Origin of the sequence: Hymenobacter sp. IS2118 (assembly GCF_000715495.1) — a bacterium.
Lineage (GTDB): Bacteria > Bacteroidota > Bacteroidia > Cytophagales > Hymenobacteraceae > Hymenobacter.
In genome coordinates, this window is sequence record NZ_JNLX01000124.1 from 14,476 (window position 1) to 32,300 (window position 17,825).

Consider the following 17,825-nt stretch of genomic DNA (forward strand, 5'->3'; position numbering starts at 1 on the left):
CGCGGGCGGCGGCCGCTTCTGCCGCCGCCGCCGCTTCCATTTAAAAAAAGCTAACAGCTGACAGCTATTAGCTAAGAGCTAAAAACCCCATGTTCAATATCTTCATTCGCCGGCCGATTTTGTCGCTGGTTATTTCGGTGTTTTTGGTGCTGCTGGGCGGGCTGGCTTTGGTCACGCTGCCCATCACGCAGTTTCCCGACATTGTGCCGCCTTCCGTCACGGTAACGGCCAAGTACACCGGCGCCAATGCCGAAGTATGCGCCAAAGCCGTGGCCACGCCGCTGGAACGCGCCATCAACGGCGTGCCGGGCATGACTTATATGAACTCGGTGAGCTCGAACAACGGCGTGACGCTGATTACGGTGTTTTTTGAGGTGGGCACCGACCCCGACCTGGCCGCCGTGGGCGTGCAGAACCGCGTGACGACCATTCTCGACGAGCTGCCCGAGGAAGTTATCAAGGCCGGCGTGACGACCGAGAAGGAAGTTAATTCCATGCTGCTCTACCTCAACATCACGAGCGATGACGAGGCAGCGGGCGAGAAATTCATCTACAACTTCGCCGACATCAACGTATTGCAGGAACTCAAGCGCATCAATGGCGTAGGCTTTGCCGAGATTATGGGTTCGCGCGAGTACTCCATGCGGGTCTGGCTGAAGCCCGACCGCATGGCGGCCTACGAGGTGGGCACCGAAGAAGTAATTGCCGCCATTCGGGCCCAGAACGTGGAGGCGGCGCCCGGCAAATCGGGCGAAAGCTCGGGCGCGGGCACGGCCAAGTCTATGCAGTACGTGCTGCGCTACACCGGCAAGCTGTTCGAGCCCGACCAGTACCGCAACATCGTGGTGCGGGCCAACGCCGACGGCTCGGTGCTGCGCCTGCGCGAGGTGGCCAACGTGGAATTTGGCTCGCTCACCTACGGCATGTCGTCGAAGACCGATGGCAAGCCCTCGGCGGCCATTATGCTCAAGCAGCGCCCCGGCTCCAACGCCTCGGAGGTGATTGCGGGCGTGAAAACCCGCATGGCCGAATTGCAGGCCACGAGCTTCCCGCCCGGCATGAAATACAGCATTGCCTACGACGTATCGCGCTTTCTCGACGCGAGCATTCACGAAGTACTGGTGACGCTGCTGGAGGCGTTTTTGCTGGTTTTCGTGATTGTATACCTGTTTTTGCAGGACTGGCGCTCCACGCTCATTCCGGCGCTGGCCGTGCCGGTGGCCCTCATCGGCACGCTGGCCTTTATGCAAATGCTGGGCTTCTCCATCAACCTGCTCACGCTTTTTGCGCTGGTGCTGGCCATTGGCATCGTGGTCGATAACGCCATTGTGGTGGTGGAAGCCGTGCACGCCAAAATGCAGGAAAAGCACTTGGACGCCCGCACCGCCACCTTCGAGGCCATGGGCGAAATCAGCTCCTCGCTCATTGCCATTACCCTGGTGATGTCGGCCGTATTTATCCCGGTTTCCTTCATGAATGGGCCAGTGGGCGTGTTTTACCGGCAGTTTTCGCTCACGCTGGCCATTTCCATCGTCATCTCGGGTATTAATGCCGTGACTTTGACGCCAGCCCTGTGCGCCATCATGCTTAAGCACACGCCGGTGGCCGAGGGCACGCAGCCAAAAGGGTTGCTGGCCCGGTTTTTTGCCGGTTTCAACAAGCGCTACGATGCGGTGGCCGGGCGCTACCAGGGCCTGCTGCAAGCCGTGGCCGGGCGGCGCGTGGTGACTTTGGCCGCGCTGGCGGTGTTCTGCGTGGGCACCTGGGGCGTGAATAAAATCCTGCCTTCGGGCTTTATCCCAACCGAGGACCAGGGCATGGTGTACGTGAACGTGACCACGCCCGCCGGCGCCACCGTGGAGCGCACCGAAGCCGTGCTGGCCCAGGTGCAGCGCATTGCCAACCAGCTGAAGCCCGTGGAATCGGTTTCGACCCTGGCCGGCTACAGCCTGGTGAACGAGGTGGCCGGTTCCAGCTACGGCATGGGCATGATTAACCTCAAGCCCTGGGACGAGCGCACGCAGTCGGTGGCGGCCTTTATTCAGGAGATGGAGGCCAAAACCAAGGGCATTGCCGACGCCGACATTCAGTTTTTGCCGCCGCCCACGGTGCCGGGCTTCGGCAACAGCAGCGGCTTCGAGCTGCGCCTGCTGGACAAGTCGGGCAGCGGCGACCTGCAAAAAACCGCCGCCGTGTCGCAAACCTTCCTCACGGCCCTGCGCCAGGACCCGGCCATTTCCGGGGCCTTCACCAGCTTCGACCCCAACTTCCCTCAGTACCTGATTCATGTGGACCAGGACATGGCCGCCAAAAAGGGCGTGACCACCGACGCGGCCATGAGCACGCTGCAAACCCTGATGGGCAGCTACTACGCCAGCAATTTCATCCGCTTCGGGCAGATGTACAAGGTGATGGTGCAGGCCGGCCCCGAATACCGCGGCCGACCCGACGACCTACTGGCCCTGCACGTGAAAAACAACCGGGGCGAGATGGTGCCCTTCTCCGCCTTCGTGAAGCTGGAGCGCGTGTTCGGCCCCGACCAGCTCACGCGCTACAACATGTACACCTCGGCCATGCTCAATGGCGACGCCGCCCCCGGCTACTCGTCGGGCGACGCCATTGCGGCCATCGAAAAAGTGGCCGCTACCGCCCTGCCCCGCGGCTACTCCTACGAATGGAGCGGCATGACGCGCGAGCAAATCCTGAGCGGCGACCAAGCCCTGTACGTTTTCGGCGTGGTGCTCATTTTTGTGTACCTGCTGCTGGCTGCACAATACGAAAGCCTGCTGCTGCCCCTACCCGTGCTGCTGAGCCTGCCCACCGGTATTTTCGGCGCCTTCCTCAGCCTCAAGCTCCTGGGCCTCGAAAACAACATCTACGCCCAGGTGGCGCTGGTGATGCTGGTGGGCTTGCTGGGTAAAAACGCCATTCTCATCATCGAGTTTGCCGAGCAGCGGCGCCGGGCCGGGGCCACCGTACTGGCCGCTGCCGTCGAAGGTGCTGTGTCGCGCCTGCGGCCCATTCTGATGACGTCTTTCGCCTTCATTGCCGGCCTCATTCCGCTGGTGATTGCCACCGGGGCCGGGGCGCTAGGCAGCCGCTCCATTGGCACGGCGGCGGCGGGCGGCATGCTTATCGGCACGCTGTTCGGCATGGTGCTCATTCCGGGCCTCTACGTGCTGTTTGCCTCCTTTGAGAAGGTGAAAAACCTGGATGCCGACGAGCCGGCCGCCGCGCCGAACGTGCGGGACCGGGAGCTGGTGGCGTGACGCGGGGCATTGCTCCCCGCATGCGCTTCACCTCCCAGCCCCAACCCCAAATTACTTACCCCAATGCGCTTTCCCCTTCTTTTTCTCACCACACTACTCCTGGCCACCGGCTGCCGCGTGGCCGCCCCCGTCGAGCCCACGGCCAATGCGGCCGTGCCCGCCAACTTCATTCCGCGCCCGGCCGATGCCGATACGCTCAACGCCGGCCGGCAGCCGTGGCGGCAGTTTTTCCAGGACTCCGCCCTGGCCGCCCTCGTCGATACCGCCCTGCGCCAGAACCTGGACGTGCAGATTGCGCTGCAACGCGTGGAAAGTGCCCGCGCCACCTACCTGGCCCGGCGCGGGGCGCTGCTACCCACGGTATCGGCTGTGGGCTCGGCCGGGGCCGACCGCTACGGGCGCTACACCCTCAATGGCGTGGGCAACTACGACACCAACTTCTCGCCCAATATCGACGGACAGCGCCGCATTCCGGAAACGGTGACCCCCGACTTTTTCGTGGGCCTGCGCAGCTCCTGGGAAATCGACCTCTGGGGCAAGCTGCGTAGCCGCCGCAAGGCCGCCTACCTACGCGTGCTCGCCTCCGAGGCGGGCCGCCACCTGGTTACAACCAACGTGGTGGCTGAGGTGGCGCGCCTCTACTACGAGCTGCTCACGGCTGATAACCAGCTGGCCGTGCTGGACCGCAACAGCGGGCTGCAGCGCAAAGCCCTGGAGCTGATGCGCGTGCAGAAGCAAGCCGGCCGCGCCACCGAGCTGGCCGTGCAGCAGTTTGGGGCCCAGGTGCTGCGCACCGAAAGCCTCGCCCACGAAGCCCGCCAGCGCGTAACCGAAGCCGAAACCGGCCTCAACCAGCTGCTGGGGCGCTACGCCCAACCCATTACGCGGGGGCTGCCGCTGGCCGAGCAGGTGCTGCCCGCCCGCCTCGGGGCCGGGGTGCCCGCCGCCGCCCTGCTGCGCCGCCCCGACGTGCGCCAGGCCGAGCTGGAATTACAAGCCGCCCGCGCCGACGTGGACGCCGCCCGCGCCGCCTTTCTGCCCTCGCTCACCCTCACGCCCTACGTAGGCTTCAACTCCTTCCGGGCCGGGGCGCTGTTCAACCCGGCTTCGCTGGCTTATGGCGCCCTGGCCGGCCTGGCCGGTCCGGTACTGAACCGCGCCCAGTTCAAGGCCGACTACCGCCTGGCCGTGGCTGGTAATTTTGAGCAGTACTACCGCTTTCAGCAAAGCCTGCAAACCGGCTTTCGGGAGGTAGTGAACGGCTTGCGGGGACTGGAAAACCACCGCGCCGCCGCCGCTGCCCGCCAGCAGGAAGTAGTGCTGCTCACCCGCGCCGTAGCTACGGCCAACGAGCTGTTTGTGGCCGGCTATGCCACCTACCTCGAAGTAATTACGGCCCAGCGCAGCGTACTGGAAGCCGAGTTGAGCCTGGCCGAGTCGCGCCAGACGCAGCTGCTGCAAAGCGTGGCCCTGTACCGGGCCCTGGGCGGCGGCTGGGAGTAAGCGCCAGCGAAAAAAAAGCTCCGCCTCTTTGAGACGGAGCTTCTGGAAGCAGGAAAAGGGGCAACCAATTGGAGATGCTTGAGCAGTCAGCCTAATGAAAACCTGTATTTACTACCTAACAAGCACCTGCTAATCAAGCCACAAGCTTGCGTCTCGCAACTTGTGGCCAACTACTCAGTCGCGCACCACGCGCTTAACGAGCGCACCGTCGCCGGTTTGCAGGCGCACCGTGTACACGCCGGCCCGCAGGCTGCTCAGGTCCAGCTTAGTCGTAATCGTTCCTTGCTGGGGCTGGGCCGTGAAGCGCTGCACCAGCTGGCCCAGGGCGTTGCGCACCTCGCCGGTGGCGGCGGCGGTACCGCGCACGTTGGCTACTTCCAGCGTCACCCAGCTGGTGGCGGGGTTGGGAGAGAGCGTCGCCCGGGATTCGAGGGCCGCGTTGCGGGCAGTGGCCAGCACGAAGGACTGGAAATTGGAGTAGTTGACCCGGAAGCTGTTAACCAGACGGCCCTGCGTGTCGTCGAAGAATTGCCCTACCAACCGCACGAGGGTGTTGTTGGCATTGAAGGTCAGCAACAGGCGGGACCCTTCTTCTATAACCCAGGCGTTTTTGGTCCATACTTCGTAATCATAGCCTACCGAATTGCCCCGGACATCGACAAAATCCGTGTACCGCTCGGCATTGACCCAGGCGTTTACGACGTAATCCTGCCGGGTTTCCACCGTACCGCCGTTGCTGGAGTAGGTGATGGTGTTACGCTCGGTGTCGACAAAAGCCGTCCCGTTGAACTCCTGCTGCCGGTACGAGGCAGGCAGCAGCCGGGCCCAGTCGTGCCACACAATGTCGACGATTTGCTCATCGTTCACCCAGGCATTATTGTCTCTCTCTTGGTAGAGGACGGTACGCCACTGCCCGTTCACTAGCGTGTAGACGGTGCGGTCCTCAAGTCTAAATACGCCGTTGTCCCATTCCTTATCGATTTCCTCAAGCAATACCCCGGCTGCGTTGTAGGTGTAATCGGTCTGGGAGCCGTATTCCGTCCGCCAGGCGCTGCCGTTCCAGGTTTGCTGGAGGAACTCTGTTTCGTTGCCTCGAGCGTCATAGGTCGTCAAATACCGGTCGGTGTTGGCCCAGGCGTTGTTGGTCCAGGTCTGCTGGGTGCTCTGCGTTTCCCGTCCCTGCGCGTCGTAGGCATAAAGTTGCCGCCCGGCGTTGCCCCAGGTATTGTTCGCAATGATGCCCCAGACTTGCTGCGTGATGCTGGCTGGCTGGCCCTGCGCCGTGTAGGTATACAGGCTCCGGATTACGGGCACGGCCGTTACCGAGTCGCTGGAGGTTTCCTGGGCCGGACGGCCGTTGGCGTCGTACACCGTTTCCATTTTAATGGCCGAGTCCCAACGGTTGGTGGTGGTGTTCCAGGAATAGGTGACGGCCTGGCGGGGCCGTTCCACGGAGGCGGTTATGGCGCGTTGCGTTTTCAACGGCCGGCCGGCCAGCTCATGTTTCGACGTTGCGTGCGTGATGCGGGACATCAGTCCCTCGGGGCGGCGCGACTGGGCCTGCACGTCGGCGGCACCCAGGGCGAGCACTACCAAAATGCTCACAAACCGATACTTAGAAGAAGTAGTCATAGGAAGAATCTGAAAAAAAGGTTGAACAAATCCTGACTGAGACCCGCTTGGCGGCAGCACGAATCGAGTTAACAAATATATAAGAATTATACCATAAATACAACCTCATCGCCCTCGGCGGCCGTGGCCGAAGGTGCGCCATCGATTGGCCCCGGCCGCCGGGCCTGGCACTCATCATTTCTCATCCCGTTCTTATACCGGGTCTGGTCCTTTGCAACACCTTTCAGCAGCTGCGGAATGGCTTTCTTAACTGACCAGCTTCCCTATGGCAACTTCCCTGAGCGTGCGGCCGCCTACGTGCTCAACATTGCCGCCATTGTGGCCGCCGTGGCCGAGAAAACCACCGACGCGGCCGGCCGCGTGGGCGACTTCCCGCCAATGGCCGGCCAGAAAACGCCCCAGACCGGCATCTTCAAGCTCACGTTTCCGACCCAAGCGTATTTCGCGGCCCGGCAGCAAACCTCCTTCTATCCCTACATCGACGTCGTATTTGAGTTGAAGGACGGAGAGCGCACTACCACGTGCCCATCACGCTCCCGGCTTTCGGCTACTCCACGTACCGGGGCAGCTGAGCCGCGCTAGTCCTTCCTTAACCTGCTTGCCTATGAAACAGACTTTGCTGGTCCTGCTACTCGCGCCTGCCTTGCTGGCCGGCTGCGAAACGGCCAAAAAAACCACTCCCGCCGCCACCGCTGCCACCGGTGCGCGCCAGAAAACGGAGGGCATCCAAAACAAGTATTGGAAGCTGGTGACCTTGTATGGCCAGCCCGTGCAAATGGCACCCGGCCAGGAGCGCGAGGCTTATTTTATGCTCCGCGACAGCAGCCGCGTTACGGGTTTCGGCGGCTGCAACACGCTCAACGGCGGCTACGAGCTGCGGGCCGACCAGCTGCGCCTGCGCTTCACCAACCTGCTCACGACCATGAAAGCCTGCCCCGGCCCCGATACGGAACGCGGCTTCTTGGAAGTACTCAACCAAGCCGACAACTTCACGATGCGGGGCGACACGCTGATGCTGAACGTGGGCTGCCGCTCCCCGTTGGCCGTGTTCCACGCCGTGTATTTCTAGGCAGACGGCGCTGGGGCTTCCGATGCTGCCGCTGCTACCCACAGCAGCATTCCAGCCACCTCCTTTCGGCTGGCCTGCTTAGCAAAGGCGTGTATTCGCGGCCTTACCTGATGGGCCAATCAAGAGCAGTACGAGTCAAAAAACCAGCAAGGCAACGCCCGCCCGGTTCCCCCGGTGCGGGCGTTGCCTTGCTGGTCTGGGCTGAGTCCATTTTCTTCGGGCTGCAGCTTAGCTCTCGCACTTAAGTCATTACGAAGAAATCGGGACGTACGCAAACAGGTTCCGAAGGTAATTTGAGCGGCTATGCCCAAATTTTGCACCTACCGCATAATCTAATTTCAGCACCTGCGCAATGGCTTGGGCTGAAATCAGCAAAATATACTTTCAGGCGTTGTCACGGCTGCTTTTGCCGCTAGTAAGCGCATGTATTAAATGCAAGTTTTATCGGAAAAACGCAATTTTTATCTAATTCAGTTAGTACTTCGGATGTGAAATTTAGCAATGCGCTGGTGGGGAAGCCTATGTTTGTAATGCTCACCATCTGCAAACCGCATGATTTTATCGCGTCCCTTTAAAGTACCTGTCCTTTCCAGCGTTCTGTTTCTATTGCTGACTTTGCTGAGCGCCCCGGCGCACGCCACTCCCCCCGGCACCACCAAAGCAACAGCAACCCCGACTACTGCCGCCACTACGGTGCTGCGCGGACGGGCCTCCTGGTACGGCAGCTACTTTCAGGGCAAAAAAACCACGAGCGGCGAGCGGTTTAATCGGTTCAAGTACACCTGCGCCCACAAAACCCTGCCCTTCGGCACCCGCCTGCGGGTCACGAACGTGAAAAACGGCAAGTCAGTAGTGGTACGCGTTACCGACCGTGGCCCCTTCCGCCACCAGCGCATCATCGACCTTTCAGAAATTGCGGCCCGGCCGCTGGGCATCACCGAATGCGGCGCCGCCACGGTAATCGCCGAAGTAGTGGCCCCCGAAACGCCACTGGGCCCGGCCACCACGCCCGATAACCTGCCCGCCCTGTTTGCCGCCGACCCCAACCCCGACGCCGCCTTCACCACCTACTCGGTGCCCGCCCCCACCCCGGAAACTGCCGAGCCCGCCGCACCCGCCGAGCAGCCGGTACTGATTGCCGCCGCCACCGCCACCCAGGCCGAGGTAATGACCGCCACTGAATCGGTAAACTGCCCGTCGGGCTTCCTCATTCAGGCCGGCTCTTTCACCGATGCGGCCAACGCCCGCACGGTGCAGGCCCGCATCAAGTCCCTGCTGCCACGGGTGCAGGTGTACGTATCGCAATACCTGCTCGACGGACGGCAGCGCAGCCGCGTGCTCGTGGGCAATTTTGGCGAGCGCCCCGAGGCCGAAGCTGTACGCCAGCAGCTGCTCGTATGGGGCATTGGCGGCCTGGTACGCGAAGTGGCTTTGCGCTGAGGCTGACAATAAGTAGCTAGCAGCGAATACCGAATATTCGGCCCGAGGGGCTGGAAACGGCGCAGCAATTGACGGCATTGTCGTTACTTGCCGGTCGTTTCCAGTCCTTTTTTTGGGGCCGATAACTCCCACTTCCTCTTCGTTAGCTCATGATAAAGGCCCTGTTGGCGCTGGCCGTCACCTTCACGCTGGTTTGGACGCTGAACACCAAGCACGGCGACGTGCCCCCGTTTGGCAAGCTGCTGAGTCCGTACCGCGGTTTCTGGCAGAACGGCGAGGCCCGCAATACCTTTCCCGCGCAGCAAACCCTGGCGCTGCCCGGCCTGCAACAGCCCGTGACGGTGCGCTACGACGACCGCCGCGTGCCGCATGTATTTGCTCAGAACGATGCCGACCTGTACTTCGCCCAGGGCTACCTCACGGCCCGCGACCGGCTCTGGCAGATGGAGTTTCAGACCCACGTGGCCGCGGGCCGGCTGGCCGAGCTGGTGGGCCCGGCCCGGCTCGAAACCGACCGGTTTTTCCGGCGCATGGGCCTGCCCTTTGGCGCCGCCAATTCGCTGAAGGTGATGATGGCCAACCCCACCACCCGCACCGTGCTCACGTCGTATTCGGCGGGCGTTAATGCGTATATCGGCCAGCTTACGCCCGCCACGCTGCCCTTCGAGTACAAGCTGCTCGACTACCAGCCCGAGCCGTGGCAGCCCCTGAAATGCGCCCTGCTGCTCAAGTTTATGGCCTGGGACCTGAGCGGCCGCACCGACGACCTGCGCATGAGCAACATATTGGGCAAATATGGTCCGGCCGTGACGCGGGACCTGTTCCCGGATTACCCCAGCCGCGAAGACCCCATCGTGCCGGTGGGCACGCCGCTCGATTTCCAGCCCCTGCCCGCGCCACCCGTACCAAAGTCGTTTACGGCGGCGGCGGCAACCCGGCAGCTGCGCACCGAGCCCGACGCCGAGTTGGGCTCCAACAACTTCGCGGTGAGCGGCGCTAAATCGGCCTCGGGCTACCCGCTACTGGCCAACGACCCGCATCTGCAGCTCAACCTGCCCAGCATCTGGTACCAGATTCAGCTGAGCGCGCCGGGCGTGAACGTGTACGGCGTCACCATTCCGGGCGCGCCCACGGTTATCATCGGCTTCAACGAAAACACGGCCTGGGGCGTGACCAACGTGGCGGCCGATGTGCTCGACTTCTATCAGCTGAAATTCAAGGACCAGACCCAGCGCGAGTACTGGCACGACGGCCGCTGGAAACCGGTGCGCCGGGTAGTGGAGCGCATCAAGGTGCGCGGGCAGCCCGACCGGCTCGATACCGTGCCCTATACCCACCACGGTCCCGTGGTTTACAACAAGGCGGAAAAGCCCTTTGTGGCCCAGACGCCCATTGCCCACGCCCTGCGCTGGACGGCCCACGACGGCGCCAACGAAGTACTGGCCTTCTACCAGCTCAACCGGGCCCGCTCCTACCCCGACTACACGGCCGCGCTGGCCCACTACGGCTCGCCGGCGCAAAACTTTATTTTTGCTGATAATCAGAAGGACATCGCTATCTGGCCCAACGGCCGCTTCCCGCTGAAGTGGCCCAACCAGGGCAAGTTCATCCTCGATGGCACCGACCCGGCCTATGACTGGCAGGGCTGGATTCCGGCCGCCCACAACCCGCACGTGAAAAACCCGGCGCGGGGCTTCGTGAGTTCGGCCAACCAGTTTTCGGCCGGGCCCGACTACCCCTATTACCTCAACTGGAACTACGCCAACTACGAGCGCGGCCACCGCATCAACCAGCGCCTGAGCGCCATGAGCCAGGTGACGCCCGACAGCCTGCGCCTGCTCCAAAACGACGTGCTCGACCTCAACGCCCAGCTGATGCTGCCCAAAATGCTGGCCTTGGTAGACGCTGCTACGCCCGCCGCCGGCTCGGCCGAGGCCAATGTATTGGCCGAAATGCGCCGCTGGCCCTACCAGTATACCGCCGACGCCATTGGGCCTAGTGTATTCACGGTGTGGTACAACGACTTCGTGAAACGCCTCTGGGACGATGACTTTGGCTCGAAGGTGACCGGTGTGGAAATGCGCTACCCGGCCCGCGACCGCACCAACAACCTGATTCTGAACGAGCCCAACTCGCCGTGGATTGACGACCGCCGCACGCCAGATAAGGAAACGCTGCCGCAGCTGGCCCTACAAAGCCTGCGCTTCGCCACCGACTCGCTCACCCGCAAGTTTGGCGCTTTGGGCCCCAAGTGGCGCTGGGCCAACCAAAAAAGCACCGACGTGCTGCACCTGCTACAGCTCCCCGGCTTCGGACAGCTGGACGTGGACTGCGGCGGCGGCGCGGGCATCGTGAACGCCACTTCGGAGCGCAACGGCCCCAGCTGGCGCATGGTGGTGGCGCTGGGCCCCCAGGTGCGGGCCTATGGCGTGTACCCCGGCGGCCAGAGCGGCAACCCCGGCTCGCCCTTCTACAATAACCTGTTGGAAACCTGGCGCGTGGGCCAGCTCGATGAGCTGGTATTCCTGCGCTCGGCTCAGGAGCAGCACCCGCGCGTGCCCACCGCCTGGACGTTGCAGGGAAAGTAGGGTTTAGCTGGATGCTGCTGGCCCAAACGCAAAAAAGCCGCTCCCGAAGAAGCGGCTTTTCTGCGTTGTAAAGGACGTCTACTTGTCGTCGTTTTTCTTGCTGGAGTTGTTGGCGAACTGGCGCTTGTCGTCGCGGGGCGTCACGTCCTGGGCATTGCCTTCGCCTTCCTTGTGCATTTCCCGGCCGATGAAGATGATGGCGACCGTGGCCAGGCCGGCAACGCCCAGCACCATTTGGGTAGGCGTGAACTTCTGGGCGGCTTTGCGGAGCAGCACGCCACCGTGTTTCAGCAGGTCGTCGATGTGCTCATGCCGGCCTTGAATAACGTGGTAGGCACTTTCAAACGTGCGGGCCAGGTCTTCGGGCATAATTTTTTCGAGCTGCTGTTCGAGTTGCGAATCCATATAAAGAGTATTGAAAAGAAGAGATAAAAGGTGACAGGGCATTGGCCCCGAAGAATGTTGTACGCAAAAGTGCGCGACTGGGCTGCCTTTCTCTCCCCTTTACGCACAAAATATCGGCGGTGGCAGCAGCAACCTCCGCGAGCGAAGTCACTTAAGCGTGGCACTTTACCGCTCATATTCAATGGCCTGGTTGCCGGTATTCTTGAGCTGTGCCGGGCCCAACAAGCCGGAGCGCCAGTCGGCTGAGCCGGGTGCTCTACCCGCTTTGCATTCGTGCGCTCAACCGGCTTCAGCACCAAAATAAAGGGCCATAACGGCCACAAAAAAGCGCCCGGCCGCTGAGGCCGGGCGCTTTAACGCATGCTGTTGTAATGAAGCTTAGTTGACGGATTCTTCGACCGCAGCTTCGGCATCGGCGGCGGCGGCAGCCCGCACGCGGCCGGCCGCGTAGAAATTGCGCTGGTAATACGCCTGCTTCAGGGAGCTCACCATTACGCCGCCGTTGGTGGCGGAATGTGCGAACTTGCCGTTTTTCAGGTAGATGCCAACGTGGTAGATGGGCCCTTTGCCGTGCCGGAAGAACACCAGGTCGCCCGTTTGCATCTCGCTCTTGGCGATGTGCTTGGTGGTGGAAAACATGGAGCGCGACGAGCGCTGCAACGTGATGCCGTAGACTTCGCGGAACACGCGGGTGACGAAGCCCGAGCAATCGGTGCCCTTGCGCGAGTTGTTGCCGTAGCGGTAGGGCGTCCCCAGCCAGTCGGTCACGGAGCGCAGCAAATCCTTGTTTTCGTCGAAAGCCAGGTGCAAACCCAACGTCTGCGCGTAATAGTTGTAGGCCAGCGAATCGCGCGAGGCGGCCAGTTCGGCTTCTGTAGGCACTACTACGGGCTTGGGAGCAGGCACCGGGTCGGTGGCTTTGGCCGGGGCGGCCACCAGAGCAGGAAGGACCAGAACTGGCTCGTTCATCGTCAGGGCTGGAAACAGCGATGCTTCGGCTACGACCGGCGCGGCAGTGGCGCGGGACGTAAACGAAGCATCGGGAGAGCGGTCGAAGAAGAAGGAGAGAGCCAGCGAGCCGGCGGCGAGGCAATACAGAAAGCTATTTTTCATTGTCCGTCGTAGGGAGTTGGGGCAAAATCCGGATTCCCGCGGGTAGTAGGAAGAGCCGGGCAGTTGGTTTCTTAGGCGATAGGCAAGGCTGGTGCAGCCGAGAGAAGAGGTTATAAAAAAGGCCGTTATCCGGTAATTCATATTGCGTATGAATTCGGACGCAGGGTAAAGCTATGCCTAACTTTTGGTAAACCCGGCATGTTTTCCCGGAAAAAATCAAATTTTATTGTCAAAGTTTAATTTTATCTTCCTTTAGTTTCTTATCGCCTTGCAACCATCCCCTGATTGTGCCCGTATTAGCTCGCCCAAAATATTCCCGTACCTTTCTTCTATGCAAAATCTCCGAACCTGGACCGGCTCGCCCCTGGCGCGCATCGCCTGCATGGTGCTGGGCAGCCAGCGCGTGGCCATGGTCATCGGCCAAACGGTGCACCTGAGCGGCGCCACGCGCGAACAGTTCCTGGCCGATGCCGAATGGGTGGCCCACGAGTTGGTGCACGTGCGCCAGTTTAAGGAAAACGGGCTGGTACCTTTTCTCTGGAAGTACTTAGTGGAGTCGGTGCGGGTGGGCTACTACCACAATAAATACGAAGTAGAAGCTCGCGAGGAGGCCCGCCGCGTGGTGCTGGCCACCCCCGGCCACGTACTGCGCCCCTTACCCAAACACGCCCAACCGCCAGCGCCGCTAGCGTAGCCACACCCGGCCAGAACCTCGCCGCCGGGAGTCGGTTTATCGGCGGTCCGTGTAACTTTTTCTTGAAAAATTACGAATACAATACCCTGCAGCCTCTGGTTGCAGGCTTTTTCACTTTACTCATCTTCTGACTTATCACTATGAATAACCAGCCAAACCAATCGAACAACCCGGTATCCGGCGACGATAATCAAAACCAAAATACTGCTTCTACTGCCGGTTTCGCCGGCTCCGAAGCTCCGGCTACGGCTGGTGCCTCGCGTAAGTCGGGCTCGGCCCGTAGCACGGCCCAGCCTACCGCCAGCGCCCAGCCCGATAGCCCACAGAACGCTCAGGACAACGAAACCAGCGGCAATGCCTTGAACAAAGCGCTTGAAGGCGGCAAAAAATGGATTGAAGATTCCGGGGTTCTCAACAACGTGAACCAGCTGCCCCAGAGTGTGAAAGACTGGAGCTCCCGCGCCGCAACCCGCGTCAACGACCTCACCACCACCCAGAAACTTGTGGGCGGTGCCCTGCTGGCGGCCGGTATCGGCTACCTGGCCACCCGCAAGGGCAAAGCTGATAACACGGAGTCGCGCAACGACCGCCAGGGCAGTAGCTACGGGCGGCGCTCCAGCCGCGGCTACCAGGCTCCGGACGCGTCCAACAGCCGTCGTGTTAGCGCCGGTAGTGGCCGCACCGACAGCGGTTCGCCTTATGGCAACAGTGGCAGCAAGTACGGCAGTAGCAACACCGATTCGGGCTTTGGCCTGACGGCTTCGGGCGGTGACTTCAGCGCCCGCAGGTCGGAGAGTAGCTCCAGCTCGAAAACCGATGATGCCCGTCCTACCGAATAACGAGTCACCGTTAATCTAAAAAGGCCCCGTTTCTTACCGAAACGGGGCCTTTTTAGTGGTTAGTGGTTAACGGTTAATAGCGAACGCACAAGCCTCGTAATTAACCGTTAACCTCTCACCACTAGATATTCATGGCTGACTCGCGGCGGCGCATCTTGCCGGCCGGGATGCCGAACATCATCTTGAAGCGGCGGCAGAAATAAGCGGTGTCTTTGTAACCCACTTCTTTGCCGATGTCGCGGATGCTTTTCTTGGTGGTGCGCAGCAGGAACACGGCGCGCTCCATGCGCTGGTATTCGATGTAGTCCTGCGGGTTGATATTGGTCAGCATCTTGAAGTACTGGCCCACGTAATCCTCGCTCACGTTGGCCACGCCGCTCAGCACTTTGTTGCTGAGGTCGCCGCCCAGGTTCTCCTTGATGTAGTTGAACAGGTCGATGAGGCGCGGGTCTTTGAAGTAGGTGCTGTTGGTAGCCAGCTGCTCCACAAACATGTTGTTGCGCAGCACGTAGCGCACCACTTCCACCACAATGTTCTCGGTGTAGATATTGATAAGGCGCTCGCGGCCGGGCAGGTCCTGAATGCTCTCTTCTACCACTTTAATCACCAGATTGGCCAGCTTGGGCTGCCCCGAAATGAGGAAGGCCGGTACGTCGAGCGAAGCGAAAAAGTTAACCGAGTCGAACACCTTGGCTTCGAAGCTCACGAAGCTGTGGCTTTCCTCGGCGTCGCCGATGAGGTCGAGGTCTTCGTTGGAATGGAAGAACTTGTCCTTGTTGGTAATCAGGTCGTCGTTGGAAATAACGCGGCTTTTCTGGTCCTGGCCGTAGCTCACGCGCGTGGCCCGGCCACCGGGAATGAAGAGCATCTCGCCTTCTTCCACCACCATTTCTTCTTCGCCAAACGTAATGTGCCCTTTGTGCAGCAAAATGAGGTTGTTGCCAACGTCGTAGGAGTTGCGCACCGTGAAGGGCTGGTGCAGCACCAGGTTTTTGGCCTTGATGTAGCGGACGCCGAGCGACTCGATGACTTTATTGTAATCTTCCATAATTAGGGATGCCAGAGCGGCTAGAGGGAGAGCGAATTGGGCAACGAAATAGTTACCGCAATGCAATATAACAGCTTTAAATCCATAAAAACTAAAACCCAGCCAGAAATTGGCTGGGTTTTGTACAATGAATCTGACTTTTAGGCTATTTACCTGCTACTTGAGGATTTCCCGCGAAATCACAATTTTCTGAATCTCCGAAGTGCCTTCGTAAATCTGCGTGATTTTAGCATCGCGCATGAACCTCTCCACGTGGTACTCCTTCACGAAACCGTAGCCGCCGTGAATCTGCACGGCTTCCACAGCCGAATCCATGGCCACTTTGGAAGCGAACAGCTTGGCCATGGCGCCGGATTTGGCGTAGTCGGCGTGGTTGTCTTTGTCGGCAGCGGCCTGCAGGCAAAGCAGGCGGGCGGCGTCGATGTTGGTGGCCATGTCGGCCAGCTTGAATTGAATGGCCTGGTGCTTGGCAATTTCTACTCCAAATGCCTTGCGCTCCTTGGCGTATTTCAGGCTGAGCTCCAGCGAGCCGGAGGCGATGCCGAGCGCCTGCGCGGCAATGCCGATGCGGCCGCCAGCCAGCACCTGCATGGCGAACTTAAAGCCGAAGCCGTCGTCGCCGATGCGGTTCTCCTTGGGCACCTGCACGTCGGTGAACATCAGCGAGCAGGTGTCGGAGCCGCGGATGCCGAGCTTGTTCTCCTTGGGGCCCTGGATGAAGCCGGGCATGTCCTTGTCTACGATGAGGACGTTGATGCCGCGGTGCTTCAGCTCGGGGTTGGTTTGAGCGATGACGAGGTAAACCGAGGCGGTGGTGCCGTTGGTAATCCAGTTCTTGGTGCCGTTCAGCAGGTAATGGTCGCCCATGTCCTCGGCGGTGGTGCGCTGGCTGGTGGCGTCGGAGCCGGCTTCGGGCTCACTTAGCGCGAAGGCGCCGATGATTTCGCCCGAGCACAGGTGGGGCAGGTACTTCTGCTTCTGCTCCTCGGTGCCGTACTGCTCCAGACCCCAGCACACCAGCGAATTGTTCACGCTCATAATAACCGAGCAGGAGGCATCAACCTTACTGATTTCCTCCATCGCCAGCACGTAGCTCACGGTGTCGAGGCCGCTGCCGCCGTATTCGGGGCTCACCATCATGCCCATGAAGCCCAGCTCGCCCATCTTTTTAACTTGCGCGGCGGGGAATTTCTGGTGCTCATCGCGCTCGATGACGCCGGCCCACAGCTCACTCTGGGCAAAATCACGGGCGGCGTCGCGCACGGCCAGCTGCTCTTCGGTCAGCTGATAAATATTAGTGGAAGTGGCGGTTTGCATGGACGGGGTGGGAAAATGGATTAATTGAGACAAAAGTACGGCCGGAGCGCGGGGCGGGCAAGGCGCCCGGCCAGGCGGGCCAGTGGATGTTCAACAATTGGAACAGCAAAAATACTAACGGGTTGCAAGGAATTATGCCGCTCCCTAGGGCGTGAGGACAATAAGAAATCAGCTATATGTTTACTGCTTATTTACTTTTCAGCATGCGCCGTCACGAAATTTCTGATGCTACCTGGGCCCTGGTTGCCCCGCACCTCTCCGGCAAGGCCGCCGATGGCGGGGCGACGGCCGTCGATAACCGGCTGTTTTTCAACGCTGTGGTGTGGATAATGCGCACCGGCTGCCCGTGGGCCGACCTGCCCGAACGCTTCGGCAAGTCCGACACGGCCCGCAAACGCTTCCGCCGGCTGGCCGAAAAAGGCGTCTGGCGCCGCCTTTTCCAGGTCGTCCAAGCGCCGGAGCTGGACTGGGTGCTGCTCGACTCGACCATCGTGCGGGCGCACCAGCACGCGGCGGGCCAAAAAAAAGCGACGCTCAGACCGAGTGCCTCGGCCGCAGCCGGGGCGGGATGAGCACCAAAATTCACGCCTGCGTCGAGTCGCTGGGCAACGCGGTGCGCCTGCTCGCCACCCCCGGCCAGGCCGGCGACAGCCCGCAGGCGCTGCCCCTGCTCGACGGCCTCGACGTGGGCCAGGTAGTGGCCGACACGGCCTACGACAGCGACCAAACCCGCGCCTATTGCGCTCAACGCGGTATTCAAGCCGTCATCCCCAGCCACCCCAACCGCACCCAACCGCTGCCCCTGGACGAGAATGCCTACCGCGACCGCAACAAAATCGAACGCTTTTTCGGACGCATGAAGCAGTATCGCCGCTTGGCCACCCGCTACGAGAAGACCATCGTTTCCT

Annotated in this window: 13 protein-coding genes and 2 pseudogenes; 10 read left to right on the forward strand and 5 right to left on the reverse strand. The window is 61.0% G+C overall.

Annotation, left to right across the window (positions count from 1 at the left end; translation table 11 throughout):
- The first annotated feature begins 89 nt into the window (after nt 1-89).
- Nucleotides 90-3,269, forward strand: coding sequence for an efflux RND transporter permease subunit (locus GM79_RS10510; RefSeq protein WP_035563386.1), 3,180 nt, complete (start codon nt 90-92; stop codon nt 3,267-3,269).
- Nucleotides 3,270-3,332: 63 nt separating this feature from the next.
- The gene (locus tag GM79_RS10515) at nt 3,333-4,772 is read left to right on the forward strand and encodes an efflux transporter outer membrane subunit (RefSeq protein WP_035563389.1); all 1,440 of its coding nucleotides are present in this window, start codon (nt 3,333-3,335) and stop codon (nt 4,770-4,772) included.
- Between the two features lie 174 nt (nt 4,773-4,946).
- Here GM79_RS10515 and GM79_RS10520 read toward each other — a convergent pair whose 3' ends face one another.
- Entirely contained in the window at nt 4,947-6,404 is a 1,458-nt protein-coding gene (locus tag GM79_RS10520; protein WP_081867679.1) for a T9SS type A sorting domain-containing protein, read from the reverse strand.
- A 378-nt stretch (nt 6,405-6,782) separates the two neighbouring features.
- On the opposite strand from GM79_RS10520, the pseudogene GM79_RS26505 reads away from it, so the two are divergent.
- From GM79_RS26505 to GM79_RS10540, 5 genes and pseudogenes are all read left to right on the forward strand, one after another.
- Nucleotides 6,783-6,845, forward strand: a pseudogene (locus tag GM79_RS26505) (hypothetical protein); the annotation flags it as partial.
- Nucleotides 6,846-6,925: 80 nt separating this feature from the next.
- A complete protein-coding gene (locus tag GM79_RS26510; protein ID WP_410471180.1) occupies nt 6,926-6,976 on the forward strand; it encodes a hypothetical protein in 51 nt (16 codons plus the stop codon).
- A 32-nt stretch (nt 6,977-7,008) separates the two neighbouring features.
- The gene (locus tag GM79_RS10530; protein ID WP_051718751.1) at nt 7,009-7,473 is read left to right on the forward strand and encodes an META domain-containing protein; all 465 of its coding nucleotides are present in this window, start codon (nt 7,009-7,011) and stop codon (nt 7,471-7,473) included.
- A 606-nt stretch (nt 7,474-8,079) separates the two neighbouring features.
- Nucleotides 8,080-8,913, forward strand: a complete 834-nt coding sequence (locus GM79_RS22955) for a septal ring lytic transglycosylase RlpA family protein (protein ID WP_051718752.1) — start codon at nt 8,080-8,082, stop codon at nt 8,911-8,913.
- Between the two features lie 149 nt (nt 8,914-9,062).
- The gene (locus tag GM79_RS10540) at nt 9,063-11,501 is read left to right on the forward strand and encodes a penicillin acylase family protein (protein ID WP_035563394.1); all 2,439 of its coding nucleotides are present in this window, start codon (nt 9,063-9,065) and stop codon (nt 11,499-11,501) included.
- A gap of 78 nt (nt 11,502-11,579) precedes the next feature.
- Here the strand turns inward: GM79_RS10540 and GM79_RS10545 are convergent, their stop codons facing one another.
- Nucleotides 11,580-11,906, reverse strand: coding sequence for a hypothetical protein (locus GM79_RS10545; protein WP_035563398.1), 327 nt, complete (start codon nt 11,904-11,906; stop codon nt 11,580-11,582).
- 378 nt (nt 11,907-12,284) lie between these two features.
- Nucleotides 12,285-13,019: a C40 family peptidase gene (locus GM79_RS10550; RefSeq protein WP_051718753.1), complete on the reverse strand. Its 735-nt coding sequence runs from the start codon at nt 13,017-13,019 to the stop codon at nt 12,285-12,287.
- A gap of 331 nt (nt 13,020-13,350) precedes the next feature.
- On the opposite strand from GM79_RS10550, the gene GM79_RS10555 reads away from it, so the two are divergent.
- Both GM79_RS10555 and GM79_RS10560 read left to right on the forward strand, forming a co-directional pair.
- Nucleotides 13,351-13,713, forward strand: a complete 363-nt coding sequence (locus GM79_RS10555) for a DUF4157 domain-containing protein (protein ID WP_072008590.1) — start codon at nt 13,351-13,353, stop codon at nt 13,711-13,713.
- A gap of 140 nt (nt 13,714-13,853) precedes the next feature.
- Complete coding sequence (locus GM79_RS10560) at nt 13,854-14,552, forward strand: hypothetical protein (RefSeq protein ID WP_035563401.1); 699 nt, start codon at nt 13,854-13,856, stop codon at nt 14,550-14,552.
- A gap of 121 nt (nt 14,553-14,673) precedes the next feature.
- On the opposite strand, the gene GM79_RS10565 is transcribed toward GM79_RS10560, so the two are convergent.
- Together GM79_RS10565 and GM79_RS10570 are read right to left on the reverse strand one after the other, a co-directional pair.
- Complete coding sequence (locus tag GM79_RS10565; RefSeq protein ID WP_035563403.1) at nt 14,674-15,600, reverse strand: helix-turn-helix domain-containing protein; 927 nt, start codon at nt 15,598-15,600, stop codon at nt 14,674-14,676.
- A gap of 156 nt (nt 15,601-15,756) precedes the next feature.
- Entirely contained in the window at nt 15,757-16,917 is a 1,161-nt protein-coding gene (locus tag GM79_RS10570; RefSeq protein ID WP_035563405.1) for an acyl-CoA dehydrogenase, read from the reverse strand.
- A gap of 203 nt (nt 16,918-17,120) precedes the next feature.
- Here GM79_RS10570 and GM79_RS24910 point away from each other — a divergent pair.
- Nucleotides 17,121-17,825 (forward strand): annotated as a pseudogene (locus GM79_RS24910) (IS5 family transposase); the annotation flags it as partial.

What these genes read in the sequence shown, in the direction of transcription:
- GM79_RS10550 (WP_051718753.1), bottom strand. Translation starts at nt 13,019, where the DNA reads ATGAAAAATAGCTTTCTGTATTGCCTCGCCGCCGGCTCGCTGGCTCTC.
- GM79_RS10570 (WP_035563405.1), bottom strand. Translation starts at nt 16,917, where the DNA reads ATGCAAACCGCCACTTCCACTAATATTTATCAGCTGACCGAAGAGCAG.
- GM79_RS10540 (WP_035563394.1), top strand. Translation starts at nt 9,063, where the DNA reads ATGATAAAGGCCCTGTTGGCGCTGGCCGTCACCTTCACGCTGGTTTGG.
- GM79_RS10530 (WP_051718751.1), top strand. Translation starts at nt 7,009, where the DNA reads ATGAAACAGACTTTGCTGGTCCTGCTACTCGCGCCTGCCTTGCTGGCC.
- GM79_RS10545 (WP_035563398.1), bottom strand. Translation starts at nt 11,906, where the DNA reads ATGGATTCGCAACTCGAACAGCAGCTCGAAAAAATTATGCCCGAAGAC.
- GM79_RS10510 (WP_035563386.1), top strand. Translation starts at nt 90, where the DNA reads ATGTTCAATATCTTCATTCGCCGGCCGATTTTGTCGCTGGTTATTTCG.
- GM79_RS10555 (WP_072008590.1), top strand. Translation starts at nt 13,351, where the DNA reads ATGCAAAATCTCCGAACCTGGACCGGCTCGCCCCTGGCGCGCATCGCC.
- GM79_RS10565 (WP_035563403.1), bottom strand. Translation starts at nt 15,600, where the DNA reads ATGGAAGATTACAATAAAGTCATCGAGTCGCTCGGCGTCCGCTACATC.
- GM79_RS10515 (WP_035563389.1), top strand. Translation starts at nt 3,333, where the DNA reads ATGCGCTTTCCCCTTCTTTTTCTCACCACACTACTCCTGGCCACCGGC.
- GM79_RS10520 (WP_081867679.1), bottom strand. Translation starts at nt 6,404, where the DNA reads ATGACTACTTCTTCTAAGTATCGGTTTGTGAGCATTTTGGTAGTGCTC.
- GM79_RS10560 (WP_035563401.1), top strand. Translation starts at nt 13,854, where the DNA reads ATGAATAACCAGCCAAACCAATCGAACAACCCGGTATCCGGCGACGAT.